Source organism: Leifsonella bigeumensis (genome assembly GCF_039537265.1).
Classification (GTDB): domain Bacteria; phylum Actinomycetota; class Actinomycetes; order Actinomycetales; family Microbacteriaceae; genus Terrimesophilobacter; species Terrimesophilobacter bigeumensis.
This window is the reverse complement of the sequence record NZ_BAABAE010000001.1, coordinates 225,731-251,304: the sequence shown is the minus strand read 5'-3', so window position 1 is coordinate 251,304 and position 25,574 is coordinate 225,731. Positions and strand designations below refer to the sequence as shown.

The window sequence follows — 25,574 nt, the reverse complement described above, 5'->3', positions numbered from 1 at the left end:
GTGGCCCTCGCTGGAGTGCTGTTCTGTCTCCAGGAGTGGGTCTTCCCCTGGGTGAACTCCCTCATTCCGATTCCGGATGCGACGGTGACCGAATAATGACGCGCATTCTCGTCGTCGACAATTACGACAGCTTCGTCTACACCCTGAACGGCTACCTGCTGCAGCTCGGCGCCGAGACGACCGTGGTGCGCAACGACGACGCGGTCGTCGCGGATGCCTCGACTGCCCTCGACGGATACGACGCGGTGCTGCTCTCTCCCGGGCCGGGCACTCCGGCGCAGGCCGGGGCGTCGATCCCGCTCGTGCACGCGGCCATCGACGGGGGAGTCCCGCTGCTCGGAGTCTGCCTCGGCCATCAGGCCATCGCGGAGGCGCTGGGGGCGACGGTCACGATCGCCGAGGAGCTCATGCACGGCAAGACCTCGCTCGTCACGCACGACGACAGCGAACTGTACGAGGGCGTCCCCCAGCCGTTCACCGCGACGCGGTACCACTCGCTTGCGGTCGTCGACTCCACGGTTCCGCCCGAGCTGATCGTGACCTCGCGCACGGTCGCCGGAGCGGCCGGTTCGAGCACGCCGGCTCCCGGCATCCGGGGCGGTGTCATCATGGGGCTCCGCCACGAGTCGGCGCCGGTGTTCGGGGTGCAGTTCCACCCGGAGTCGGTACTGACCGAGGGTGGCTATCAATTGCTCGCGAACTGGCTCGCGGTGGCCGGCCTCACGACGGCGAGGGCTGCGGCCAAGGGGCTCACCCCCCTCGTCAACCTGGGGTAGCGCTCCTCACTCCTCCTCGGCGGGCGGCTCTTCCGGCGAGCCGCTGCAATAGCGCAGCGTGATGGACGACTTCTGCGGGTGGTCGCCCGGCGAGAGCGACTGGCTCGCCACCTTGTTACCGATACAGCTGTCATCGGGGACGATCGAGATGTTGAGTCCGAGCGGGGCGAGCTTGCTGTTGGCCTCCGACACCGTGAGCCCGGTGACTTTCGGGACCGTGACGAGGCCGTCGGAGACGAGCAGGTCGATGATCGTCCCCTGGCGCACGGACGCACCGCTGTCAGGGCTCGTTCCCATGACGACGCCGGCGGCAACGGTCGGAGAGTGGGCCGAGTTGGACTGCCCGTATTCGAGGCCCGCATCCTTGAGGGCCTTGATGGCGTCCTCCTCGGTCATGTTGGTCACGGCGGGCACCGAGACGACACTGCGACCGGTCGACACCCACACCCTGACCGGGTAGCTCTTCGCGACGTTGGTGCCCGCCTCGGGGTCGACGCGCGTGATGGTGCCTTCAGGGGCGGTATCGCTTGCTTCCGCGAGCCGGGTCGGCACGAGGTTCAGATCCATCAGTTCCTGTGCGCCGCTCTCGTAGGTCATGCCGACGATGTCGGGCACATTCACCGAAAGGGCGGAGCCGATGTCCGTCGGTTTGAGGTTGAGAACCCAGACCGTGACCCCGATGAGGATGACCGCCATGATCGTGATGCCCGCCCAGATCCAGGCGACCGGCGGACGGGACTGGGTCCTGACGACCCGGTCATCGGCCGAGTTCGAGAGCTGACGCATCGTGGCCTCGGAGCCGGCCCGCGCGTTCGGGTTCACTCCGAACAGCGTCGCGTTGAAGTCGTCCTTGGCGACCTTGCGTACCGGCAGTTCGCCGGCCGCGGCGGCCTCGAGGTCGGCACGGAATTCGGCGGCGGACTGGAACCGCTCGAACTTGTCCTTGGCGAGGGAGTGCAGCACGACGGCGTCGAGCGCCGGTGAGACCTTCGGGTTGAGCGAGCTCGGCTTCACCGGGGTCTCGCTGATGTGCTGATAGGCGACCGCAGCGGGACGTTCGCCGTGGAACGGCGGCTTGCCGGTGAGCAGCTCGAAGAGCACGACCCCGGTCGAGTACAGGTCGGTGCGCGCGTCGACCGTTTCGCCGCGCGCCTGCTCAGGGGAGAAGTACTGTGCGGTGCCGAGCACGGCGCTCGTGTCGGCGACGGTCGCCGAGTTGTCGGAGACCGCCCTGGCGATTCCGAAGTCCATGACCTTGACCTGACCCGACTGGGTCACCATGATGTTGCCCGGCTTGATGTCGCGGTGCACGAGGAGCGCGCGATGGCTGTACTCGAGGGCGGTCAGCACCTGCCCGGCGATGCGAGCGGCCTCGCTCGGTTCGAGCGGGCCGTCCGCGATGATGTCCTTGAGCATCCGTCCGTCGACGTACTCCATGACGATGAAGGGCAATTGCGTTTCGAAACCGTGGGCGTCGCGCACGGTCTCCTCGCCGGCGTCGAACACGCGCACGATCGTCGGATGCGCCATCCTCGCCGCCTTCTGCGCCTCCTCGCGGAACAGCAGGCGGAATCTGGGGTCGTTCGCGAGTGAAGGACGCAGCAGCTTGACGGCCACCTTGCGGCCGAGACGGGTGTCGGTGCCGACGTGGACGTCCGCCATACCTCCGTGACCGAGGAGGGCACCGATCTGGTACCTGCCGGCGAGCAGGCGAGTGCCTTCAGTCACGTGTGATTCTCCCGGGTGCAGGGGCAATTGCCTGCAAGTGTACCCGCTCGTCGCTGCGGATCATTCGACCGTGAGTGTGAGCACGTTCGACATCGGCGAGGCGACCCCCGAGCAGGATGCCGTGTAGGAGACCTTCGTGGTGCCGGGGTCGGAACGGACGGTGATGTTCGCCGTCGTCGTTCCGGGCGGGACCGGGTTGGCACTCGTGACCGTGCCGTCCTCGATCTGGATGCTGTATCCGTCGAGCGTCCCCGACTGGCAGTCGTAGGTGGACCAGTTCAGGGTCACGGCATCGTTGGGAGCGTAGGGACCGCCGGGGCTCGCACTCAGGTCGCCCGGCTTGGCCGGTGGTGGGATGGGCGCATAGATGCTGACATTGATGACGGTCCCCTTCGGCACGTTGCCCGCCGGGGCGATCCAGTACACCCTGCCCTCATCCGCCTTCGTCGGGGCCACCGTGCCCTCGGTGACGTTGTAGGCCAGTTCGAGCTTGTCGAGTGCCGCCTCCACCTCGTCCTGGGTCATCCCCTCGAAGTCGGAGAGCTTGATGTTGACGAGGTCCGAGCTGGGCGTGGTCGATGAGGTCGGCTTCTGGGAGACGGTGTTCGACGGCGGCGGGGAAGACGGGCCGGTGTTGCCACTCGGTTGCGTGAGCAGGGCGATGATCGCGCCGACGAGCACCACGAGCAGGATGGCGATGAGGGCGATGAGAGGCCAGGTCCACGGGTTGCGACGCTTCGTCTCCACGGGGAGCACGCGAGTGCCGTTCTCCTCCAGGGAGGGGAGAACACGGGTCGTCGCAGTATTGCCGAACGCGGTACCGAGCGATGAATCCCCGAGCACACCGGGTACCGCCGCGGCTGCCGCGGCGACATCCCCGCGCCGAAGGGCCTGTGCAGCGCGCGCGAGGTGTGCGGCGGAGGCGGGCCGGTCGGAGGGATTCTTCGCGATGCACGAGTAGACGAGGTTCCGCACCGGTTCGGAAACGGTGACCGGCAGGTCGGGCGGCGTCTCATTGATCTGCGCCATGGCGATCGCGACCTGCGACTCGCCGGTGAAGGGGCGGCGCCCGGCGAGAGCCTCGTAGGCGACGATGCCGAGGGAGTAGATGTCGGTCGTCGGCGACGCCGGATGTCCGCTCGCCTGCTCAGGGGAGAGGTACTGCACCGTCCCCATCACCTGGCCGGTCGCGGTGAGCGGTACCTGGTCGGCGATGCGGGCGATGCCGAAGTCGGTGATCTTCACCCGCCCGTCCGGGGTGATGAGCAGGTTGCCGGGCTTGATGTCGCGGTGCACGAGCCCTGCGGCATGTGCGGCGTGGAGCGCGGAGGCCGTCTGGGCGACGATGTCGAGCACGCGATCGGTCGCGAGCACGCGCTCGCGCTCGAGAATCGTCGAGAGCGCCTCGCCGGGGACGAGTTCCATGACGAGGTAGGCGCTGCCCTCCTCCTCGCCATAGTCGAAGACGTTGGCGATGCCCTCGTGGTTGACGAGCGCCGCGTGGCGGGCCTCGGCGCGGAACCGCTCGAGGAAGCCGGGGTCGCCGAGGTACTCGTCCTTGAGGATCTTGATGGCCACGGTGCGGCCGATCACGAGGTCGCTCGCCTGCCAGACCTCACCCATGCCGCCGATGGCGATGCGGTTGGCGAGCTGGTATCGACCACCGAAAGTGAGGCCGCTTGTGGGTCTCATTTGTTCAGCACCGCCTCAATGACTTTCCTCGCGATTGGTGCTGCGACGGCGTTGCCGAAGCTGGTTCCGTTCTCGACAACGACTGCAACGGCAATCTGTGGGTCGTTTGCAGGGGCGAATCCGGTGAACCAGAGGGTCAAGGGCCGACCCTCGCCGTTCTGTGCTGTTCCGGTCTTGCCGGCCACATCGACTCCACTTATTCTGCCATTGCTCGCGGCACCGTTGTTGACGTTGTTGACCATGAGCTGGGTGAGTGTCGCGCTCGTCTGTGCGCTGATCGGCGTGCTGAAGACATCCGGCTGGAACGGCTGGAGGACCGTGAGGTCCGGCGCGATGATCGAATGGATGAGGTTCGGCTGCATGACGACCCCCCCGTTGGCGATGCCCGCGGAGACCATGGCCATCTGCAGCGGGGTGACCTGCACGTTCGCCTGGCCGAAGGAGGAGAGCATGAGCTGGGGCGCATCCAGCTGGTCCGGAATCGAGCTCGGGGTTGCGGGCATGGGGATGTCGACCTCGGTGCCGAAACCGAACATCGTGGTGTACTCGCGCAGCGTCTGCTGGCCGATCGCGGCGCCGACCTCGGCGAACGGGATGTTGCAGCTGAGCCGCAGCGCGTCGGCGATGCTCACCTTCTCGCCTGGACCGCAGGTTCCGCCGCCGGAGTTCGAGATGGTGTTCGTGCTGAGCGGGAGCTGGAGGCGGGCGGGGTTCGGGAAAGTGCTCTCCGGGAGGAACTTCCCGCTGTCGATCGCCGCCGAGGCGACGATGAGCTTGAAGACCGAGCCCGGATGGTACAGGTCGCCTGCGATCGCCCGGTTGATGAGCGGGTCGGTCGGATCGGCCAGCAACTCGTCATAGGCGGCGATGACCGCACCGGTGTCGTGGGAGGCCAGCCGGTTCGGGTCGTAGGAGGGCTTGGAGACCATGGCGAGGATGGCACCGGTCTTCGGATCGAGTGCCACGACGGCGCCGGTGTTGCTGCCGAGCGCATCCCAGGCCGCCTGCTGAACGACGGGGTCGATCGTGAGCTCGACCGCGGCACCCTTGGGAGTCTGACCGGTGAGGATGGCGTTGACCTGGGCGAGGAACTGATCGTTGGCGCTCCCGCTCAGGTAGTCGTTGAGGGAGCCCTCGACACCTGTCGTGCCCTGGTTGAGCGTGAAGTATCCGGTGATCGCCGCGTAGAGTTCGGGGTTCGTGTAGACGCGCTGGAACTTGTACTGGTCGTCGACGGGCGACGACTCGGCGATCGGCTGGCCGGCGACCAGAATGGGGCCGCGCTCGGCGGAGTAGCTGTCGTAGAGGGTTCTCACGTTGCGGCCGTCCGCCCGCAGGTTGTCGACCTGCAGCACCGTGATCGTGGTGGCCGAGCACAGCAGGGCGACGAACATCACGAGGATGGCCGCACTCACGCGCTTGAGCTCCTTGTTCACGGACTCACCACCAGTCGCGGCTGGTGCCGCACGGTGTCGGTGAGGCGCAGCAGCAGGGCCACGATCACCCAGTTGGCCACGAGGGAGGAGCCCCCCGCCGCGAGGAAGGGGGTGGTGAGGCCGGTGAGCGGAATCACCCTGGTGACCCCGCCGACGACGATGAACACCTGGAGGGCGATGACGAAGGAGAGGCCGACCCCGAGCAGTCGGCCGAAGTCATCCTGTCCGGCGAAGCCGATGCGCATGCCGCGCGAGACGAGGATGAGGTAGAGCGCGAAGATCGCGAAGAGTCCGGCGAGGCCGAGTTCCTCGCCGAGGCTCGCCATGATGTAGTCGCTCTCGGCGAGCGGGACGATCTGGGGACGCCCCTCGCCGAGACCGGTGCCGATGAGGCCGCCGTGCGCGAGGCCGAACAGCCCTTGCACAAGCTGGTAGCTTCCGCCGGCGGCGCCGTAAACATCCGGGTTGAACGCGTCGAGCCAGCCGTGGAATCGCGAGGCGACGTATCCGAACAACTGACTCGCGACGATCGCACCCCCGACGAAGAGGAGGAGGCCGAGCACGATCCAGCTGAGCCGTCCGGTGGCGACATAGATCATGACGAGGAAGAGGCCGAAATAGAGGAGGGAGGTGCCCAGGTCGCGCTGGATGATGAGGACGCCCATCGCCGCCGCCCAGATGACGAGGATCGGGCCGAGGTCGCGGGCGCGCGGAAAGCGCATTCCGAGGAACCTGCGGCCGACCAGGGAGAGGCTGTCGCGGGCCTGGACGAGGTAGCCGGCGAAGAACACCGCGAGGGCGATCTTGGCGAACTCGCCCGGCTGGAACGAGAAGATGCCGAGGCGGATCCACAGCCGGGCGCCGAACTGCTCGTACCCGATCAGGGGCAGCATGGGCAGCAGGAGCAGCACGATCCCGGTGAACATCGCGATGTAGCGATAGCGCTGCAGAACCCGGTGATTGCGGATGAGGATGATCACGCCGAGCGCGATGGCCATGGCGATCGCGGTCCAGACGATCTGGCGGATGCCGTCCGCCCCCCAACCGACGTGCTTCGCCGCGATGTCGAGCCGGTAGATCTCGGCGATTCCGATCCCGTTGAGCAGGGTCGCTATGGGAAGGATGAACGGGTCGGCCTGGGGGGCCACGAACCGGAGGGCGATGTGCAGGCCGATCGCGAGCGCCGCGAGGCCGCCGCCCAGCCAGATGATGTCGGTCTGGATCTCGCCGAGAGCCCCCAGCTGTACGAGGACGACGGCTCCGCCGTTGAGCAGGCAGGCGAAGGTGAGGAGGATGAGCTCGAGGTTGCGCAGCTTGGCCGGCATGTGCAGCCGGAGCCGGATCGACCCGGTGCCGGTTCCGCCGCCCGCCCGGCTGCCGGATGCGGCTGGCGGGGCGGGCCTGGTCGTCGAGACCTCCCGGGTCAGGTCAGCCATCGGTCGAGTCGGCCAATCTCTGGATGATGGCGCGCGCGTCGTCCAGGTTGTCCGCGCTGATGGTGTCCTCGATCGTCGATCGCGTGTACGGGGTCAAGTCTTCGAGCTTGATACTGGTCTGCTGGTAGACGCTGTGCAGTGAGATCGGGCCGAGATCCTGCTGCACGCCCTGGAAGATCGCGACCGTCTCGCCGTTGGCGCCCACGTAGTAGTGGGTCTGGGTCCAGCGGTAGACGAAGAGCAGGGCGACGACGATCGCGGCGATGATGAGCAGGATGCCGACGAGCCAGGTGATGCGGCGGCGGAGGGCGCGGCGCTTGTCCTCGAGGATGAGCTCGTCGAGGTACTCCTCCGATTCCGGCTCGAAGTGGCTGTCCTCGTGTTGCGCCGACTTGAGCGGATGCAGCAGGAGCGTCGGGAGGCGAAGGGCCCGCCTGGCGCTGTCCGCCTCGTAGGTGAGGGGCAGGGCGGCGGAGCCGACCGTCTGCGGGGGGTTGGAGGAGGAGTCCGGTCCGTCCCCGACGTCCACGAGCACGACCGTGACGTTGTCGGGCGCGCCCTGGTCGAGGCTTTCGCGCACGAGGCGGTTGGTGGCATCCTTCGTGCCAGGGAAGTTCCCCAGCGTCGCGGCGATCTTGTCGTCGGAGACGTAGCTGCTGAGACCATCGGAGCAGATGAGCCAGCGGTCGCCCGGGCGGGTGTCGAGGATGGTCGTGTCGATCTCGGGCGAGGAGTCGACGTCGCCGAGCACGCGCATGAGCACCGATCGGCGGGGGTGCACCGCAGCCTCCTCCTGCGTGATGCGGCCGCTGTCGACGAGGCGCTGCACGAAGGTGTGGTCGGCGCTGATCTGTTCGAGCAGGCCATCGCGGTAGAGGTAGATGCGCGAGTCGCCGATATGGGCGAGCGCCATCTGGTCGCCGACGCGCGCGAGGGCGCTGACGGTCGTGCCCATACCGGTGAGTTCTGCATGGTCGAAGACGGTCTCGGCGAGCATGGTGTTGGCGGCGAGGAGGGCGGTCTGCAGGGCGAACTCGGCATCCTGCGCGGAGGCGTAGGACTTGTCGGCCTCGATGATCCTCTTGAGGGCGATCGCGGAGGCGACGTCACCGCCGGCATGGCCGCCCATCCCGTCGGCGACGAGGAAGAGGTGCCGCCCGGCGTAGCCGGAGTCCTGGTTGTTGGCCCGGATCTTCCCGACATGGGAGACGGCCGCGCTCTTGCCCGATATGGCCATCCGGTTACCGTCGCAGTTCGAAACTCGTCGTGCCGATCCGGATCGGGGTATTAAGAGGTACCGGCGTCGGCACGGTGACCCGGACATCGTCGAGGAAGGTGCCATTGGTCGAGTCGAGGTCCTGGATCACCCATTCCTCACCCCACAGCATGAGCCGTGCGTGGTGCGTCGAGGTGTAGTCGTCGCGGATGATGAAGCCGCTCTCGCCGGATCTCCCGATGGTGAGCGGCTCGGCGGTGAGCTCGAGTTCGAGACCCTCTTTGGCGCCGGAGGTGATGACGAGGCGCTTGGCGGTGTCGACGGTCGCCGGGCCGGCCGCCGGCTTCGGCGAGGGCTGGGACTTCGGGGCGGTCGCGCCGGCGGATGCCGGTGCCCCGGCCGGGAACGGCGAGGCCGCGTTCTCGGTCGGCATCCGTCGCACCCGCTGGCCGAAGAGGTCGGTGCGCAGCGCGTAGACGACCGCGAAGACGAACACCCAGAGCAGCGCCAGGAATCCGAAGCGCAGGACGAGGAGGGTGAGTTCGCTCACCAGCCACCACCACCGTCGCGGGAGCTCTCACCGGAGCCGGTGCGCGGCTTGTCGATGCGCAGGTCCGAGAACTGGTCGATCGTCGCTGATTGGGCAAGCACCCGGAACACGATACGGGTTCTGCCGATCGAAATCACGGAGTCGGGCGGCAGGGCGGCTTTCGTGACCGGCGTTCCGTCGAGCTGGGAGCCGTTCGTGGAGCCGAGGTCGTTGACCTGTGCGCGCTTGCCGTCCCAGAGGATTTCGACGTGTCGACGTGAGATGCCGGGGTCGTTGACGGTGATGTCGGCTTCGGCGCCGCGCCCGATCACCGTGTGCGATCTGGTGATCGGGTACCGCTTGCCGCTGATGTCGAGGATCGGGGTCCACCTGACCTCGCCCTTGACGTTGGTGGATTCGATGCGCACGACGCCTTCGCCGAGTCCGGTGTCCTCTGCGAGGCGGATGCTGATGCCTCCGGCGAACTGGTAGTGCTGAGCGGTGGCGTGCGTCTGGACGAGCTGGACGAGTTCGTCGATGAGCGTCGGGCCGATGCCGGACATCCGCTCGTGATCGCGCGTGCTGAGGTTGACGACGAACTTGTTGGGGACGAGGATGCGGTCGCGCGCGACGACCGCCGCCTTGGTGTCGAGTTCTCGGCGGAGGGCGGCGGTGATCTCGATCGGCTGGAGCCCGCTCTTGAAGGTCTTGGCGAAGGCGCCGTTGACGACTCGCTCAAGTCCCTTCTCGAAGCTGTCCAACAGGCCCAAGGGTCTCCTCCTCCTACCCTGTCGATGTTAGCCGCTGGGTTTGGGGCCGAGGTCGAATCACGGCGAATCCCCGTCGAGAGGATGATGTCGGCGGTATCCGAGACCTCGGCCCGCGGATGCCGCAGCGGGCCGCTCAGGATGCCCTGGCGCTGTGATAATCTCGCTAGCACGCGCGGGTGGCGGAATTGGTAGACGCGCTGGCTTCAGGTGCCAGTACTCGCAAGGGTGTGGGGGTTCAAGTCCCCCCTCGCGCACAGTTGTCTGCTTCTCCTTCGCCCGGGCTGTTCTCCGTGCTGCGTCGGCCTGCCCGGTCAGCGAAGACATACCCATAGGGGGTATAGTCGAGTAGGCGCCCATCGCATCCGCGCGCCGCCGACCACGAAGGAAGCAGCATGGACATCACCAGCCCGAACGAACTCACCCTGACCGACCTGAGCGCGCCGGCGAGCGCGGGCTGTTCCTGCGGCGGCTGCGGGTGCGGCGAGGGTGCGAGCGCATCGACCGAAGAACCCGTTGCGGAATCGGCTGCGTTTCGGGAGGACTTCCTCGTGACCGGCATGACCTGCGGGCACTGCGTCGCGAGCGTCACGGAGGAGCTGTCCGGCCTCGCCGGCGTCGCCTCCGTCGACGTCGCGCTCGAGGCGGGCGGAACATCCGTCGTCACGGTCGAGAGCTCCGCAGCGCTCGACACCGACGCGGTCCGCGCCGCCGTCGAGGAGGCGGGCTACGCCCTGGTGAACTCGCCCCGGTGACCGCCATGTCGCCGAGCAATGCCATCGGTGGCGCCGGACTCGCGCCCGCCCTCGAACTCGAAATCGGCGGGATGACCTGCGCCTCGTGCGCCACACGCGTCGAGCGAAAGCTCAACAAGCTGCCCGGGGTCGAGGCGAGCGTCAATTACGCCACCGAGAAGGCGCGCGTGCAGGTGCCGGACGACCTGAACGTCGAGGCCGTCATCGCCGCGGTCGAGGCCGCGGGCTATACGGCCGTACTGCCGGCCCCGCCGCGCACCGCTGAAACGGATACCCCGGTCGCCGAGGCGCCCGACTCGGTCACGCCCCTGCGCCACCGATTGGTCGTCTCCGCGGTGCTCGCCGTTCCGGTTGTGCTGCTGTCGATGGTTCCGGCGATCCAGTTCGACCACTGGCAGTGGCTCGTGCTCACCCTCGCCGCCCCCGTCGCGGTGTGGGGTGCCTGGCCGTTCCATCGCGCGGCCTGGATCAACGCCCGGCACGGCGGTGCGACCATGGACACGCTCATCAGCGTCGGGGTCCTCGCCGCGCTCGGCTGGTCCCTCTACGCCCTCTTCTTCGGCATGGCTGGTGAGACCGGCATGCGCATGAGCTTCCACTTCCTGGCCGTGCCCGGCTCTGGCGCGAACGAGATCTACCTCGAGGTCGCCGCGGCCGTCACGGTGTTCATCCTCGCCGGGCGCTACATCGAGGCGCGGGCGAAGCGGGCATCCGGTGCCGCCCTGCAGGCTCTGCTCGAACTGGGCGCGAAGGATGCCGCCCTGCTGCGCGACGGCGTCGAAGTGCGCGTGCCGATCGGCACCCTCGTTCCCGGCGATCGGTTCGTCGTGCGCCCCGGGGAGAAGATCGCCACCGACGGAATCATCATCGAGGGCGCCTCGGCGGTGGACGCGAGCATGCTCACCGGCGAGTCGACCCCGGTCGAGGTCGCGACCGGCGACCGGGTGGTGGGCGCGACGATCAACGTCGGCGGGCGGCTGGTTGTGGAGGTCACCCGGGTCGGCGCCGACACGGAGCTCGCGCGGATGGGGCGTCTCGTCGAGGACGCCCAGACCGGCAAGGCCCAGGTGCAGCGCCTCGCCGACCGGGTCTCCGCCGTCTTCGTGCCCATCGTCTTCGCGCTCTCCCTCCTCACCCTCGCCGGCTGGCTGCTGCTCGGCGCCGGCCCGGAAGTCGCCTTCACCGCGGCGGTCGCAACGCTCATCATCGCCTGCCCCTGTGCACTCGGGCTCGCGACCCCGACAGCGTTGCTCGTCGGCACCGGCCGTGGCTCGCAGCTCGGAATCCTCATCGGCGGCCCGGAGGTGCTCGAGCAGACCCGACGCGTCGACACGATCGTCCTCGACAAGACCGGCACCGTGACGACCGGACGGATGGAACTCTCCGGCCTGGTCGCGGCCGACGGCGGGGATACGACCGAACTGCTGCGGATGGCGGCAGCCGTCGAGCACGGTTCGGAGCATCCGATCGCGCGCGCGATCGTGACGGCGGCGCACGAGCAGAGTATCGCGGCCGGAGAGGCGGAATCGTTCCTGGCCGAGCCGGGCAACGGCGCACGGGCCGTCGTCGACGGTCGCCTCGTGCTCGTCGGGCGACTCGACTGGATCGAGCGGGAATGGGCCGGCGCGGCCGCCCCGATGATCAGGGATGCGGCGCTCGCCGCGGAGCAGGCTGGCTCGACCGTGGTGGCCGTGGCCTGGGATGGTGCGGTCCGCGGGCTCGCCATGGTGGGCGACACCGTGAAGCAGAGCAGCGCCGCCGCCATCGGCCACTTCGTGCGGCTGGGGCTGACACCGGTTCTGCTCACCGGCGACAACGCCGGGGTCGCCGCGGCCGTCGGCTCGGCGGTGGGGATTGCGGATGTGCGGGCCGGCGTGAGCCCCCAGGGCAAGCTCGAGGCCATCCGTGCGCTCCAGGCGGAGGGGCGGGTCGTGGCGATGGTGGGCGACGGCGTGAACGACGCCGCGGCGCTCGCCGCAGCCGACCTCGGCATCGCCATGGGCTCCGGCACCGATGCCGCGATCGCGGCCGGTGACATCACTGTCGTGAGCGGGGACCTCGTGGTCGTCGCCGACGCCATCCGCCTGGCCAGGCGCACGCTCGGCACGATCAAGGGCAACCTGTTCTGGGCGTTCGCCTACAACGTCGCGGCGATCCCGCTCGCGATGCTCGGCCTGCTGAACCCGCTGCTGGCCGGTGCCGCGATGGCGTTCTCCTCGGTGTTCGTGGTCACCAACAGCCTGCGTCTGCGGCGATTCCGCGGCACCGCCTGAGCTGCTGCTGGTCCCTCATCGAGGCGAGGGATCTGGTCGAGTCACCGGCCCTCAGGCATGATCCGGGCGGTGGAGCCGCGGACGACGAGATGTGGTGCTGGAGCGGTACCGCAACCCGGCGATCCGGGACTCGCTCGCTCGCCTGTGCGCCGGGGCCTCGGATCGCATCCCCACATTCCTGCTTCCGGTGGTCCGGGCGGAACCGGCGGTTGGCGGCCCCGTGGAACTCTCCGCCGCCGTGGTCGCGAGCTGGGCACGATACGCCGAGGGTATCGACGGACTGGGCGCAACGATTCAGATCGTCGACGCACGACGGGAACGGCTGATGTCGGCCGCCCGCCGCCAGCACGACGATCCCACGGCGTTCATCGAAGACACGGAACTGTTCGGAAACCTTGCAGAGCAGGAGTCCTTCGTCGGCCCGTAGCTGAGGACGCTCGATCTACTGCACTCGGGGACGGCCGGAGAGGCCCTCGAAGCCCTGTTGGAGTAGCGGCAACCTCTAGAGTGATGGCATGAGCAGGGCCAATCGCGAGGATGTTGCGCGACTCGCTGGCGTCAGCACTGCAGTTGTGAGCTACGTCGTCAACAGGGGTCCTCGGCCCGTCGCCGAAGCCACTCGAGAGCGTGTCCTTGCTGCGATGGAAGAACTCAACTATCGGCCGAATGCCTCGGCGCGTGCCTTGAAGCTGGCGCGAACCTATGTTCTCGGCCTGATGATGACCGACATCACTAATCCGTATTACTCCGAATTCGCTCGGATTTTCCAGGACCTTGCCTATGAGGCCGGCTATGCCGTGATGATCGCGAACACCGCACACGATGGCGCGAAGGAGATCGCCGAGCTCAAGTCGCTGCTGGCTCGCGAGGTCGATGGCATCGCGGCATACGGTGTTCGTGAGGAAGAGACACTCGAACTGTTGGCTTCGTCGGGAGTACGCACAGTCTCGATGGATTGGCATCTGACCCGGGACGGAATGCCGTCGGTCGTCATCGATGACTACCGTGCCACTCGTCTCGCCATCGAGCACCTCCAGGGTCACCACCATCAGCGAATCGGACTGATCGGGGGCACGGGCGATCGGACGGCGCGGCAGCAGGCATGGCGCGACGCGATGGGACCGATATTGGGACGAGACCTGGAAGGCCTCGCCGAGTGGGGCGAGTTCTCGCGCGACGGCGGGTATCACGCGACGATGCGTCTGCTCGATCGCCCTGACCGACCTTCCGCGATGTTCGTATCGTCAGATGTTCAAGCCTTCGGCGCTCTCAGGGCGGCGCAGGTGCTGCGGCTGAATGTCCCCCGCGACGTTGCCATCGTCTCCTTCGATGGAACTGTTGCGTCGGCCTATACGAGTCCGCCGCTTACGACGATTCAGGTACCTTACGAGCAGGTCGCCCGGCAGTGCCTTCGCAAGCTCACCGACCCGCGGGACTCGTTCGAAATGCACACCACGCTCGACCACTATCTGGAAGTGCGCTCAAGCTGTGGGTGCAATCCCGAGCCCTGACGCGCGAGTGTTAGAAGTACGTTCTGATTGCATCGATCACCCGGTACTGACTATCGACGACGGGGATCAGCCGCCACTTATCGAAGGTCGTGCAGGGGTGCGAGATCCCCGCGACAAGAACATCTCCGGGGAAGACCGTGATCGCGGAGTCGAGTTTTACGTAGACGTGTTGATCATTGATGGAGACGATTCGAGAGTCTCCCGCGGAGAACTCCCCACCGGAGCGCATGAACCGTAGTGGCAGCGGAAGTCCTGCGTCGAAAGAGACATCTCGGCGCCCAAAGCCCGCTATTGCAAGGCCTGGCTCCGGGCAGGACAACACGGACCCCCAAACCTCGATCGCAGGTTGCAGCCCGGATGCTAGCCGCCCATCGGACTTCGGCCCGTTGGCTGCATACAGGCCGTGATCGTGCGTCACGTAGCAACCACTGCGTAGTACAAGCGAGACGAGATGCCCTTCGAGCCATTGTCCCGAAAGCTCATCGAGAACGATGTCGAAGTAGGAGCTGCCTCCGAACGTCACTATCACCTCATCGGCCAGGAAACCGCGTGCAGACAAAGCATGAACGGCCACCTTTGCCTCTCGAAGCAACGAGCTTATTCCCGGGGTGGCCTCGGTCCGGGACGCGCCGGGCACCGCACCCTCAAAGCCCTCGACGCCCGCCAGCCGCAAGCGGCTGGACGACTGCACGGCCTCCGCGATCGCCAAGACCTGCGGAAGGGAACGGGCCCCCGCCCGCCCGCCAGTAGCTCCGAGCTCAATCAGCACCGGAAGGGCCACAGTCGGCTTCAGAGAAGGTGCCAACCCTGAGTCCAGAAGCCTTACCGCGTCGACGGAGTCGACGAGCACGAAGAGTTCCACGTTCGGATGAGTCGACATCGTTTCGGCGATCCAGGCGATATCGGTGGCGGACACGACCTCATTCGCAATGATCATTCGCGATGCACCGAACGCAAGAAAAATCCGTGCCTGCGAGACGTTCGCGACAGTGACAGCCCAGGCCCCCGCCTGCAACTGGCGTTCCACCAACTGGGGGCTCATCGTGGTCTTCGCATGCGGCGCCAGCAATGCGCCCGAAGTCTTGGCGAGCCGCGACATCCACTCGATATTGCCCGCCAATTCATCTGCTTTGAGCATCACGATGGGCAAAGTGAATCCACCCGTAAAGATGTCCAGGCCCAGCTCAGGAACTTCTTCCAGGGTCCCACCGCCGAGATCGGGAAATCCCTTGTATCTCCAATCGACGACTTCCTGCCGGAGCCGCCGCATTTCGACGGGAAGAAGAGAGCTCATCGGCCGCCTCCTGCGTTTCGCGAATAGTGGGATCTTCGGACATCGACCCGCAGTTGACATCACGTTATCTACTCTAGTAGATTCCAAAACTGACATACCCGGGCATCGTTCAGGATGATGAGAGAACGAGGCTGTTCGACCCGGCATTTTCCCACCGAACGCACGTTCGCGTAGGGCCAAGCAGAGTTAGGAGAACCATGTCCGCAATCCGTAAGCGTGCGCTTCTTGCGCTCGCGATGACGAGCGTCGCCGCTCTCTCTCTCGTCGGCTGTGCCGCCGGCGAGTCGCCCAATGGCGACAAGATCGAGCTCAACTTCGTTCATTCCGCCTATTCCGACCCGCTGTGGGGAGCCGCCATCGACGCGTTCGAGGACGCACACCCCGGCGTGACCATCAAAGAGCAGCAGATCGCCTTCGATGACCTGAGCACCCAGGTACAGGCACGGTTGTCGAGCAAGGACACGTCGATCGATGTCATCGCCGTCGACGGACCGCGACTCGCCAACATGGCCGCCCAGGGCTTCCTCCGCGACCTGTCCGACTCGCGAGATGAGATTCTGGCCAGCACCGGCGAGTTCGCACTCAAGCAGGTGACATACGAAGACGCGCAGTACGCGTTCTCACAGTGGACATCCACGAACGTGATGTTCTACAACAAGGCGCTGCTCGCTGCAGCCGGCGTCGAAGCGCCATCCGCGGATCTGGCCGACAGGTTGACGTGGGAGCAGATCGTTGACGACGCGAAAAAGGCCCAAGCCGCAGGGGCGAAGTATGGTTTCAGCTTCGAGCAGGTCGATCGGTACTACCAACTGCAGCCGCTCTTCGAGTCAGCGGGAGCGGGCAGTGGGCTGACCGGCACCGGGAACCTGACGCCGGACATCACGAGCGCGGCCTGGGAGAAGGTCGCAGGTTGGTACGGAAGTCTTTATGCGGATGGAGTCTCCCCACGAGGTGTTCCAGTAGAGCAGCTCCCGGATGAGTTCATGTCGGGGAACCTCGCCTATCTTGTCGCCGAGCCTGCCCACCTGCAGAAGTTCATCGACTCCGGCGTCGACTTCGGTGTCGCTCCGATGGGGTACTTCGACGGAGGTACTCCTGTGACCCCGACGGGATCGTGGACGATTGGGGTCAGTGCATTCAGCGAGCACGGTGACATCGCCGCAGAGTTCGCGAAGTACATCACGCTTGATCCGGAGGGAGCCTCGCTCGTTCAGCTCAATGGGATCCCCATTCAGAAGGACAGTCTGGCGGCGTATATCTCTGACCTCTCCACAGGCGGACCAATACAGTCGAATCTTGCCGGCATCATCCAGGGTGAGCTCGCGGCCACCCCCGTAGCTCGTCCATCGAGCGTCGCTTATGTCGACTTTGAGGGCATCATCAATGCGGCATTCGCCGACATCCGCAACGGTGAGCCGGTGGATGCCGTGCTTGCGACGGCCAACGACAAGTTGGATGTCGCCTTCGCGCGTTACCAGTAAGACCACGACAGTTGGGCGGGCCATCCGGCCCGCCCAACGCGTGCTCAGCGAAGCGGAGAGCCAACGGATGTCCCGATCCAAGCGTCAACGCCTGCTCAGGCGAGAGGGCGCCATCGCCATCGCGTTCCTTGCACCTGCGGTAGCGATGCTGGTCTTTCTGCGCCTGCTACCGCTGGCCGAGGGCCTGAATACCTCCTTTCAGGCCTGGAAATTCGGGGACAGCGGATTCGTCGGGCTGGAGAACTATGCCAGGATCCTGCAGGACCCGACCTTCGTGAACGCGCTCGTCGTCACGTTAGTTTTCGCGCTCATTGTCAATCCATTCCAGATCGTGATTGCGTTGCTCCTCGCCGTGCTGTTGAATCAACGGCTCCCACTCGTGGGACTCTGGAGATCCTTGGTGTTCTTACCCGCGGCCATCCCGCAAAGCGTGTCCGCAGTTATCTGGCTGATCCTGTTCCGACCGGACGGACCACTGAACGCCATCTTCGAGGCGGTGGGTCTGCCGCCACAGCCGTTCATCACCTCGTCCTCTCAATCGCTCTTCAGCATCGTTCTCGTCGTGAGCTGGGTCGGTGTCGGATTCTGGATGATGTTTCTGATTGCCGGCCTCAATGACATTCCTCAGGAGCTATATGAGGCGGCAGACGTCGATGGCGCAGGGCCGCTTCGGCGGTTTTTCAGCATCACGATTCCTCAGTTGCGCCGACCGCTACTCTTCGTCCTGGTGGCAGATACTGTTGCGAACTTCCTGATCTTCGCGCCGGTGCAGATCCTGACCAAGGGAGGACCGGCCGACTCCACCAACCTGATCATGTACGAGATATTCAATCGTGCATTCAGCACGGGCGACTCGACCGGCGCAAGTGCCGGCACCATCCTGCTGATCTGCGTGATTGTGGTCATCGTCTCCATCCAGTTCCGCCTCCTTCCCGGGAAGGACTGACTGATGCGACCGGTGAAGTCAAAGCTTTCTCTTGTGGCGCTGTCCATCGTCGCCATCGTGGTCTCGTTCCTGGCCATGGCTCCCCTGCTCTGGGCGATAGTTTCGGCGTTCCGACCGGCTGGCGACATTTTTCGATACATGAATCCGCTGACGTGGCTGACCGTCCTGCCCATCCCGGCGACGTTGGATAACTTCGTCGTGGTGTGGGAGTCGTCGTTCCCGCTAGCGCTTGCAAACTCGGTCCTCGTCACCACCGTGACGGTCGCGCTCGGGCTGGCGATCTCCGTGCCCGCTGCCTTCGCCTTATCCGCGCTCAACTTTCGGGGGCGTGGTCTCCTTTTCGCGATCGTGCTCGTCAGTTTCCTGATCCCGTTTGACAGCATTGCGATTCCGCTGTCCACGATGTTCCGTACTTTGAAGCTGAGTGACAGCTACCTCGGAATCATTCTTCCGGCGATCGGAAACGGGCTGGCCATCTTCCAGCTGCGCCAGTTCTTCCTCAACATTCCGGTGGAACTGAAGGAGGCAGCTCGACTGGATGGTCTCGGCTGGTTCGGTCTCATGTCCCGTATCTACATCCCGCTGGCTAAGCCAGCGATCCTCGGGGCGGGCCTGCTGATCTTCATTTTCCAGTGGCAGTCCTACCTATGGCCGTTGCTGATCGCCCCCGACCCGCAATTCATCCTCGCCCCGATTGCGATCGCAAACTACGCCGAACAATACAACGTTGCCTATGGGGCGGTGTTCCTCGCCGGGGTCGTCACCGCGATCGTCCCGTTGCTGGTGCTTCTCGCCACTCAACGTCTCTTCGTCCAGTCCATCGCCACAACAGGAAGTAAAGGGTAATCGCAATGCCGAGAAAGCCAGGAGGCTTGCCCGTCATCATCGAAACCGACATGTACTGCGATGTCGATGACATGGGAGCGCTCGCAGTAGCCCATGTCCTGGCGGATGAGGGGCGTATCGACCTTCTCTGCGTCGGCGTCAATACGCCGAGCAGGTACGGTGTGGGCGCCGTGCGTGCCGTCAACGAATTCTACGGCCGCCCCGAGCTCCCGGTTGGGGGCATGTTCCCGCAGACTGACGATGTCTTTCCGCGTGATTATGCCAAGTTTGTGGCCGAGCGCTTTACGACATCGCAAGGCACTGTGCCGGATGCACCAGCGGTCGACGTTCTCAGGGCCGCACTCGCCGGACAGGAGGACCACTCGGTGATCATTGTCTCTATCGGCTACTTTCAGAATCTGCTCGCACTGTTGCATTCCGCACCCGACGCAGCCTCCGATCTCTCCGGCGAGGAGCTTGTGATCCGCAAAGTTCGTCAGACGACAGTGATGGCCGGACAGTTCCCCGTGGGTCGGGAGACGAACATCACCGACTTCGCGGAAGTATCCCGCGACTTCGTCGCGCACTGGCCACTGCCACTGGATTTCCTGGGGTGGGAGCTGGGGTTCGATGTCATCACGGGATCAGGCCTCTCACCGCACTATTCGCAGGACAATCCAGTTGCGGCTGCGTACGAACAGTACTGCGGCAAAGGCGTCGGGCGCCGAAGTTGGGACCCGATGACAGTCAGTCTCGCGGTGCTGGGCGAATCTGCGGGATACCGCTACTCGAACCACGGTCGCGTCGAAGTGCTTCAGGACGGTACCACGACGTGGACAGAGGACCCCACCGGCCCTCACAGGATCACGTTCAGAACTCGTAGGGCGGAAGACATCGCCACTGAGCTCGACCAGATGCTGTTGCGTTCGCCAAAATTCGCGGCGAAGTCGGACATGGTCGAAACCGAGGTTCGTCCCGGCGGTACCCCGAATTAGCAACCATCGCTCGCGTCCCTCCACTTTGGCTGCAAGACGTCATGAATCCGGGTCGCCTGATGAATGGGGGGAGTCAACGCCCCCGCAGCCGCTCCATCTCCCTGCGGTCGCGCTTGGTGGGGCGCCCGGCCCCCGGGTCGCGGCGGGGTGCGAGCGGTACGGACTCGCGTGGCGGTGGGGGCGGTGTGAGGTCGACGTAGCACTCGGCGGCCTCCGCGGCCGAGACGCGCTTGACGATCAGGCGCTGCACCGTGAGGATGCGGTCGAACCCGGCGATCCTCACCCGCACCTCGTCGCCGACCCGGATGGGCTGGGCCGCCTTCGCGCGGTCGCCGGCGACGCGCACGTGGCCGGCACGGCATCCGGATGTCGCGGCCGACCGGGTCTTGAAGACGCGCACCGCCCACAGCCAGGCGTCGACGCGTACCGATTCAGCCATGGAACGAGCCTATGGTCCGCGCCGTGCGATCGCATGGCCCATCGGCGAAAATACCTCTTGTCGCGCGCGTTTGCCCTACTCTAAAGTTGCCTGATCAAGTGATAAGGGCCATTCCGGCCATCGATAACTGCACGGGGAAATCAATGGTCGGATTCAGGCCCGTCATGAAGTTGACGGCGATCGTGGTGGCCGCCACTTTGCTGCTCACCGGCTGCATCTTCAACAGCGGTGACGAGCCCGGCGACGCCGCGGTCGACACCCGGCTCTACCTCGGGCCGATCCCCGAGCCGGCGCCCTTGCCTGCCCTTGGTGCCCAGCCCGAGGCGCCGACCCCGCCCACCGACGTCAACGACCAGGCTGCGATGGAGGAGTACATCGCCGCTGTGGAGGAGTACGCCGCCCAGATGCAGAACCTGGACCAGCCCGGCAGCCCTGCCGCCTTCCAGAAGGCGGTCGTCACCCTCGGTGAGACCGCACAACGGGGAGGAGCCCAGGCTGTCGCCGCCTGGCAGTCGCTGCTGGTCGCTTCCGGGATCGCGGTGGCCGGCCATGACGGCGCACCGATCACCGTCAACGGGAGCGTCGGCTCCGGGTGGCCGGTGACGGATGCCGAGCTCAGGATACTGGCCCTCATGGGCACCTCGAATGACGGGATGCTACTCGTCGATCTCGCCGACGTCCTGGAGGGCATCCCCGAACTCGCCGGCCGCGACGTTGCGGAAGACCTTTACGACGACCTCCTGAATTTCAGTGGCGCGGATCTCGGATTCGACGCTTTCATGCACGCACTGAACCCGTCATACCTTGTGCGGGACATGGAGATGATTCCGATCGACGAGGTGGCGCTGACCTGGGGCCAGATCGGGTTGGTGCTTCGTCGGCTCTCCGCTGAACTCCTGACCGTGACCGGTGCGGTCACCGCGGAACCCGCGGCGAACGCCGGGGTGCGCATGCAGCCGGCAGCCTTCACCACCGCATCCACATCGGCGGCGGACAAGCAGGCCTGCGCCATCGAGACGGGTAGTCCGTGGACCGACGAACTTCTCAAAGCGGTGACGAAGGCGCACTCTGTCGGTTTCGACTCGGTGCTCGACCCGTACATCACCAAGATATCCACCAAGGTCGGCATGGCCGCCGCCCGGCTGGTCCTCGCCTTCCTCGCGGTGGTCGTGAAGGCGTTCGCGCTTGAGGCCGACTTCTCGATGTCGGACTCCCCCCTCGTGCGCACGAAGAGGACCCAGCCGGGCGAGGTGCGCGACCTCACCATCGACTTCGAGTTCAACAGCGGTCGATGGAGCGAGATCGCCGGATGCCTGAACCTGTTCCTGGGGTTCGCCGGTTTCGAGCTGCCCGCTGCGCCGCGCGGCCCGGCCGTGGACATCAGCGTGGATCTCGCGAGCACCCGACCGGGACTTCTGCGGGTCGGTGACGGCCAGGGCGGTGGCACGCCGGTCAACCAGGCGACGACGAACTCGAGTGGTGAGGCGAAGTTCAAACTCTCGGGGGCCCCACAGGCTGACATCATTCCCGAGCAGGCGGAGCCCGACCTGAAGACCGTGACGCTTCGCGCGGAGTCGAACCTCGAGAACAACGATCTCTTCAAGGACATCATGTCCCTGCCGTGGGCGGCGCTCGATGCCGTCGGCACCTTCGGGCTCAGCCTCGTTCCCACCATGCTCAGTCGGGTGAGGATCCTGAGCCACTCGGGCACGGTCGACGTGCGGGACTGGAAGCTCGACGCCGATTTCGAGGTCACCGCGGTCGGCGCGATGACTCTTCACGACGGAAGGAACGTGCAGCTCTCCGGAGGATGCACGCCGGGGACGACCATCATCTCGACTTCGGATCACGCCGAAGTCTCCTTCGCCTCCGACCCGGTCACAGTGTCGGCCCTGCTGTTGAGCAACCCGCAGGGCAACGTCGGAGACCAGGCGGTCGTGTTCACGCCGATGGGCGAGGATTTCTACCCGATGGACCAGGGACACGGCGTTCGGATGTTTGAGCTGCCAGTGGTGTACTCGGCTGACAAGTCGCATGCGGAACCCGGTGTATCGCCCATGCCGCCGCTCTACAAGGTCCCGCCGAGCAATGCCTGTGGCGACGGAGGAGGCGCCACGAACGAACCGCCGCCACCTGACTGCGGCGTACGCACCTACAGTGGAACGCTCGAGGTCACCATCCCGATGAGGAGGACCCTGCACGTCGGTGGAGAGCCCATCACCGAAAGTGTCTGGAAGCACTGCGGTTCGCCCCTCAACTTCGGTGAACCGCCCGTCGCCATGCACCTGGAGGGATGCACGTCTCCCGACCGCTCCGGCGGCGCGTTCCCCTCCATCGCGGACGTCTTCGACACCTCGAAGACGCGCCTCGAGGTCAGCGGAGAGCTCACCTGCACTTCGGAGTACCCGGGTTCCCAGAGTCTGGTCGTCTACACCTGGACACTGACCTTCTGCCGCATCGTGGAGGACAAGCCGGCCTGCTGACGCGAGGCCTCTCGACGGGATGGGCCTGCCGCAGCAGACTTGACAGGGTGACCGGTACCGAGAGCCTGGAGAACCCGTGATCGACGTGACCGTGGTCGGAAGCGGCCCGAACGGGCTCGCCGCCGCGGTGACGGCGGCGCGCGCAGGGCTCGGCGTCCGGGTCATCGAGGCCGCGCCGACGCTCGGCGGTGGCCTGCGCACGGCGGAGCTGACTCTGCCCGGGTACCGCCACGACGTGTGCTCCGCCGTGCATCCTGCGGCGCTCGCCTCGCCGTTCTTCCGCGCGTTCGGGCTGGCGGAGCGCATCGAGTGGATCATCCCCGACGTCTCCTATGCGCATCCGATGCGGGGCGGGGAGGCCGGTATCGCCTACCGCGACCTCGACAGGACCGCAGACGCGCTCGGCAGGGATGGCGCGCGGTGGCGCCGCCTGCTCGGACCGCTGCTGCGGCGGGCGGACGGGGTCGTCGACTTCACCGGTTCCCAGCTCCTGCGCATCCCGCGCGACCCGGCCGCGGCGGTCCTGTTCGGCCTGCGGGCGATCGAGCAGGGCTCCGGCCTGTGGGACCTGAGGTTCCGGGGAGAGACGGCCAGAGCGATGCTGACCGGTGTCGCGGCCCACGCCGCCGGCCGGCAGCCCTCGCTCGCGACCGCCGGCGCCGGGCTCCTCCTGGCGGTGCACGCGCACGCGGGCGGCTGGGGTTTCCCGGTCGGCGGTTCCCAGGCGATCGCGGATGCCCTGGTCGCCGACCTGGTCGCCCACGGCGGCAGTGTGGAGACCGGCAGACGCGTCGATTCCCTCGCACAGCTCGAACCATCCCGGGTCACGCTGCTCGACACCTCGACCGCATTGCTGATGACCGCCAACCTGCCGGCCGGCTATCGCCGCGCGCTCGGGCGGTACCGTTACGGCTCCGGCGTCGCGAAGGTCGACTTCGCGCTCTCCGGCCCGGTGCCGTGGTCGAACCCCGAGGTTCGGCGCGCGCCGACCGTACACCTCGGCGGCACGCGCGAGGAGATCGCCGCGGCCGAGCACGCGGTGGCGCGGGGGACGGTTCCGCAGCATCCCTATGTCCTCGTCACGCAACCGAGCGTCCTCGACCCGACCAGGGCACCGGCCGGGCACCACGTGCTCTGGGCCTATACGCATGTGCCCGCCGCCTCGACGCTCGACGCGACGGAACTGGTGACCGCCGCCGTCGAGCGCTCCGCGCCCGACTTCCGGGATATCGTCCTGGCCTCGGCCTCCCGATCGGCCGAGGAACTCTCCCGGTACGACGAGAACTACGTCGGCGGTGACATCTACAGCGGGGCGCTGAGCCTGCGGCAACTCGTGAAACGCCCGGTGGTCTCCACGCGTCCGTGGCGCACGCCGATCGACGGGGTGTACCTCTGCTCCTCGGCCACACCGCCAGGCCCCGCCGTGCACGGTATGAACGGGTGGTTCGCCGCGCGCCTGGCTCTCCGCGAGAGGTTCGGGATCGAGATCCCCACTCCCTGAACCGGGCCACCGCGCGTAGCGTGGACGGGTGGACTGGTTCGCCGCCCAGGATTACGAGATCGCCCGGCAAGTGCTGCAGCGGGGCGTCGCGGGAGTCTTCGTCGTCGCCTTCCTGTCCACCGCGGCCCAGTTCCCCGCCCTCCTCGGCGAGCACGGGCTTCTGCCCGTGCCGCGGCTGCTCGAGCACAGGCGGTTCCTCCGTGGGCCGACGCTGTTCCGCTGGAGGTACAGCGACCGCCTGCTGCGGTGGGTGGCCTGGACGGGGGTGGCGCTCGCGGCATCCGTCGTCGTCGGCCTTCCCCAGTCGGGCCTGCCCTGGGTTCCGATGCTCGTGTTCCTCGCCCTGTGGCTGCTGTACATGTCGGTGGTCAACGTCGGCCAGACGTTCTATGCCTTCGGTTGGGAGATGCTGCTGCTCGAGGCCGGGTTCACGGTCGCCTTCCTCGGCTCGGATGCCATGCCGCCGCCGACCGCGATCCTGCTACTGACCGCGTGGCTGGTCTTCCGTCTCGAATTCGGGGCCGGCATGATCAAGATCCGCGGGGACCCGGCGTGGCGCGACCTCAGTGCGCTGTACTACCACCACGAGACGCAGCCGATGCCGAATCCCCTCAGTCGCTTCGCTCATCTGCTGCCGAAGCCGGTGCACCGGCTCGAGGTGCTCGGCAATCATTTCTCGCAGCTGATCGTACCGTTCTTCCTGTTCGCGCCGCAGCCGATCGCGAGCGCGGCGGCCGCCGTGATCATCCTCACCCAGTTGTGGCTCGTCGTGAGCGGCAACTTCGCCTGGCTGAACTGGATCACGATCGTGCTGGCCTTCAGCCGGATCAGCGATCCGGTCGTGCACTGGGCGCTTCCCTTCCTCCCGCGGGAGGGGGGTTCCGGCACAGTCCTGCCGATCTGGTGGCTCGTGCCGGTCCTTGCGGTGAGCGCGCTGCTCGTCGTTCTCAGCTATTGGCCGATCCGGAACCTGTTCTCCCGTCGGCAATTGATGAACGCCAGCTTCAATCGGTGGCAACTGGTTAACGCGTACGGCGCCTTCGGCACCGTCACCCGTCGCCGGATCGAGGTGATCGTGGAGGGAACCCTGGAGGCGTCCCCCGACGACACCGCCGAGTGGCGCGAGTATCAGTTCAAGGGGAAGCCGGGCGACCCGGCGCGCATGCCTCGGCAGTTCGCCCCGTACCACCTGCGGCTGGACTGGCTCATGTGGTTCCTGCCGCTCGGTTCGGTGCGGGAGGAGTGGTTCTACGCCTTCCTCGGCAAGCTGTTGGAGGCCGACCGCTCGACGCTGCGGATGCTGCGGGTCGACCCGTTCGACGGTGAACGGCCGAGCTGGGTGCGGGTCAGAACCTTCCACTATCGCTTCGCGACGCGGGCCGAGAAACGCAGGACCGGACTGTGGTGGATGCGGGACCAGCCCCGCGTGGTGATTCCTCCCGTGTCACTGCCGTAGCACGCGCAGCGGTAAGCCACGCGTGCTACGTTCAG

At 66.3% G+C, this 25,574-nt stretch carries 21 protein-coding genes and 1 tRNA gene; 13 read left to right on the top strand and 9 right to left on the bottom strand.

Annotated features, from left to right (window positions below; genetic code table 11):
• Positions 1-95 precede the first annotated feature (95 nt).
• Entirely contained in the window at positions 96-776 is a 681-nt protein-coding gene (locus ABD678_RS01250) for an anthranilate synthase component II (RefSeq protein WP_344752904.1), read from the top strand.
• A 6-nt stretch (positions 777-782) separates the two neighbouring features.
• On the opposite strand, the gene pknB is transcribed toward ABD678_RS01250, so the two are convergent.
• The 7 genes from pknB to ABD678_RS01215 form a co-directional block, all read right to left on the bottom strand.
• Positions 783-2,504: a Stk1 family PASTA domain-containing Ser/Thr kinase gene (gene pknB / locus ABD678_RS01245; protein WP_344752902.1), complete on the bottom strand. Its 1,722-nt coding sequence runs from the start codon at positions 2,502-2,504 to the stop codon at positions 783-785.
• A 60-nt stretch (positions 2,505-2,564) separates the two neighbouring features.
• A complete protein-coding gene (locus ABD678_RS01240) occupies positions 2,565-4,196 on the bottom strand; it encodes a protein kinase domain-containing protein (protein ID WP_344752900.1) in 1,632 nt (543 codons plus the stop codon).
• On the bottom strand, positions 4,193-5,632 hold the full coding sequence (locus tag ABD678_RS01235; RefSeq protein WP_344752898.1) for a peptidoglycan D,D-transpeptidase FtsI family protein: 1,440 nt from the start codon (positions 5,630-5,632) through the stop codon (positions 4,193-4,195). The genes ABD678_RS01240 and ABD678_RS01235 overlap by 4 nt, the downstream gene beginning before the upstream one ends.
• Positions 5,629-6,957 carry an FtsW/RodA/SpoVE family cell cycle protein gene (locus tag ABD678_RS01230; RefSeq protein ID WP_344753521.1) on the bottom strand — a complete coding sequence of 443 codons (1,329 nt, stop codon included), beginning with the start codon at positions 6,955-6,957 and terminating at the stop codon, positions 5,629-5,631. The genes ABD678_RS01235 and ABD678_RS01230 overlap by 4 nt, the downstream gene beginning before the upstream one ends.
• 103 nt (positions 6,958-7,060) lie before the next feature.
• On the bottom strand, positions 7,061-8,305 hold the full coding sequence (locus ABD678_RS01225; RefSeq protein ID WP_344752896.1) for a PP2C family protein-serine/threonine phosphatase: 1,245 nt from the start codon (positions 8,303-8,305) through the stop codon (positions 7,061-7,063).
• 4 nt (positions 8,306-8,309) lie between these two features.
• On the bottom strand, positions 8,310-8,834 hold the full coding sequence (locus ABD678_RS01220) for an FHA domain-containing protein FhaB/FipA (protein WP_344752894.1): 525 nt from the start codon (positions 8,832-8,834) through the stop codon (positions 8,310-8,312).
• Positions 8,831-9,583, bottom strand: coding sequence for a DUF3662 and FHA domain-containing protein (locus tag ABD678_RS01215; RefSeq protein ID WP_344752892.1), 753 nt, complete (start codon positions 9,581-9,583; stop codon positions 8,831-8,833). Before ABD678_RS01215 ends, ABD678_RS01220 begins: the two co-directional genes overlap by 4 nt.
• A 170-nt stretch (positions 9,584-9,753) precedes the next feature.
• Between ABD678_RS01215 and ABD678_RS01210 the strand changes: the two genes are divergently transcribed.
• From ABD678_RS01210 to ABD678_RS01190, 5 genes are all read left to right on the top strand, one after another.
• Positions 9,754-9,837, top strand: a tRNA-Leu gene (locus tag ABD678_RS01210).
• 138 nt (positions 9,838-9,975) lie between these two features.
• Positions 9,976-10,335: a heavy-metal-associated domain-containing protein gene (locus ABD678_RS01205; RefSeq protein WP_344752890.1), complete on the top strand. Its 360-nt coding sequence runs from the start codon at positions 9,976-9,978 to the stop codon at positions 10,333-10,335.
• A 5-nt stretch (positions 10,336-10,340) separates the two neighbouring features.
• Entirely contained in the window at positions 10,341-12,608 is a 2,268-nt protein-coding gene (locus ABD678_RS01200) for a heavy metal translocating P-type ATPase (RefSeq protein ID WP_344752888.1), read from the top strand.
• 94 nt (positions 12,609-12,702) lie between these two features.
• Complete coding sequence (locus tag ABD678_RS01195) at positions 12,703-13,035, top strand: mannitol dehydrogenase family protein (RefSeq protein ID WP_344752886.1); 333 nt, start codon at positions 12,703-12,705, stop codon at positions 13,033-13,035.
• Between the two features lie 88 nt (positions 13,036-13,123).
• Positions 13,124-14,119 carry a LacI family DNA-binding transcriptional regulator gene (locus tag ABD678_RS01190; protein ID WP_344752884.1) on the top strand — a complete coding sequence of 332 codons (996 nt, stop codon included), beginning with the start codon at positions 13,124-13,126 and terminating at the stop codon, positions 14,117-14,119.
• 10 nt (positions 14,120-14,129) lie between these two features.
• Here the strand turns inward: ABD678_RS01190 and ABD678_RS01185 are convergent, their stop codons facing one another.
• The gene (locus ABD678_RS01185) at positions 14,130-15,413 is read right to left on the bottom strand and encodes an alanine racemase (RefSeq protein WP_344752882.1); all 1,284 of its coding nucleotides are present in this window, start codon (positions 15,411-15,413) and stop codon (positions 14,130-14,132) included.
• Positions 15,414-15,610: 197 nt separating this feature from the next.
• Here ABD678_RS01185 and ABD678_RS01180 point away from each other — a divergent pair, with 197 nt between their 5' ends.
• The 4 genes from ABD678_RS01180 to ABD678_RS01165 all read left to right on the top strand — a co-directional run bounded on the left by ABD678_RS01180 (position 15,611) and on the right by ABD678_RS01165 (position 19,660).
• Positions 15,611-16,894, top strand: a complete 1,284-nt coding sequence (locus ABD678_RS01180) for a sugar ABC transporter substrate-binding protein (protein WP_344752880.1) — start codon at positions 15,611-15,613, stop codon at positions 16,892-16,894.
• Positions 16,895-16,961: 67 nt separating this feature from the next.
• On the top strand, positions 16,962-17,840 hold the full coding sequence (locus tag ABD678_RS01175; RefSeq protein WP_344752878.1) for a carbohydrate ABC transporter permease: 879 nt from the start codon (positions 16,962-16,964) through the stop codon (positions 17,838-17,840).
• A gap of 3 nt (positions 17,841-17,843) precedes the next feature.
• Positions 17,844-18,686: a carbohydrate ABC transporter permease gene (locus ABD678_RS01170; RefSeq protein WP_344752876.1), complete on the top strand. Its 843-nt coding sequence runs from the start codon at positions 17,844-17,846 to the stop codon at positions 18,684-18,686.
• Between the two features lie 26 nt (positions 18,687-18,712).
• Positions 18,713-19,660: a nucleoside hydrolase gene (locus tag ABD678_RS01165; protein ID WP_344752874.1), complete on the top strand. Its 948-nt coding sequence runs from the start codon at positions 18,713-18,715 to the stop codon at positions 19,658-19,660.
• Positions 19,661-19,733: 73 nt separating this feature from the next.
• Here ABD678_RS01165 and ABD678_RS01160 read toward each other — a convergent pair whose 3' ends face one another.
• The gene (locus ABD678_RS01160; protein WP_344752872.1) at positions 19,734-20,099 is read right to left on the bottom strand and encodes an RNA-binding S4 domain-containing protein; all 366 of its coding nucleotides are present in this window, start codon (positions 20,097-20,099) and stop codon (positions 19,734-19,736) included.
• 143 nt (positions 20,100-20,242) lie between these two features.
• Between ABD678_RS01160 and ABD678_RS01155 the strand changes: the two genes are divergently transcribed.
• The 3 genes from ABD678_RS01155 (at position 20,243) to ABD678_RS01145 (ending at position 25,539) form a co-directional block, all read left to right on the top strand.
• Positions 20,243-22,582, top strand: a complete 2,340-nt coding sequence (locus tag ABD678_RS01155; RefSeq protein WP_344752870.1) for a hypothetical protein — start codon at positions 20,243-20,245, stop codon at positions 22,580-22,582.
• Between the two features lie 76 nt (positions 22,583-22,658).
• Positions 22,659-24,083, top strand: a complete 1,425-nt coding sequence (locus tag ABD678_RS01150; RefSeq protein ID WP_344752868.1) for a phytoene desaturase family protein — start codon at positions 22,659-22,661, stop codon at positions 24,081-24,083.
• A 28-nt stretch (positions 24,084-24,111) separates the two neighbouring features.
• Positions 24,112-25,539 (top strand): lipase maturation factor family protein, encoded by a 1,428-nt coding sequence (locus tag ABD678_RS01145; RefSeq protein WP_344752866.1) that lies wholly within the window; start codon positions 24,112-24,114, stop codon positions 25,537-25,539.
• Positions 25,540-25,574 lie beyond the last annotated feature (35 nt).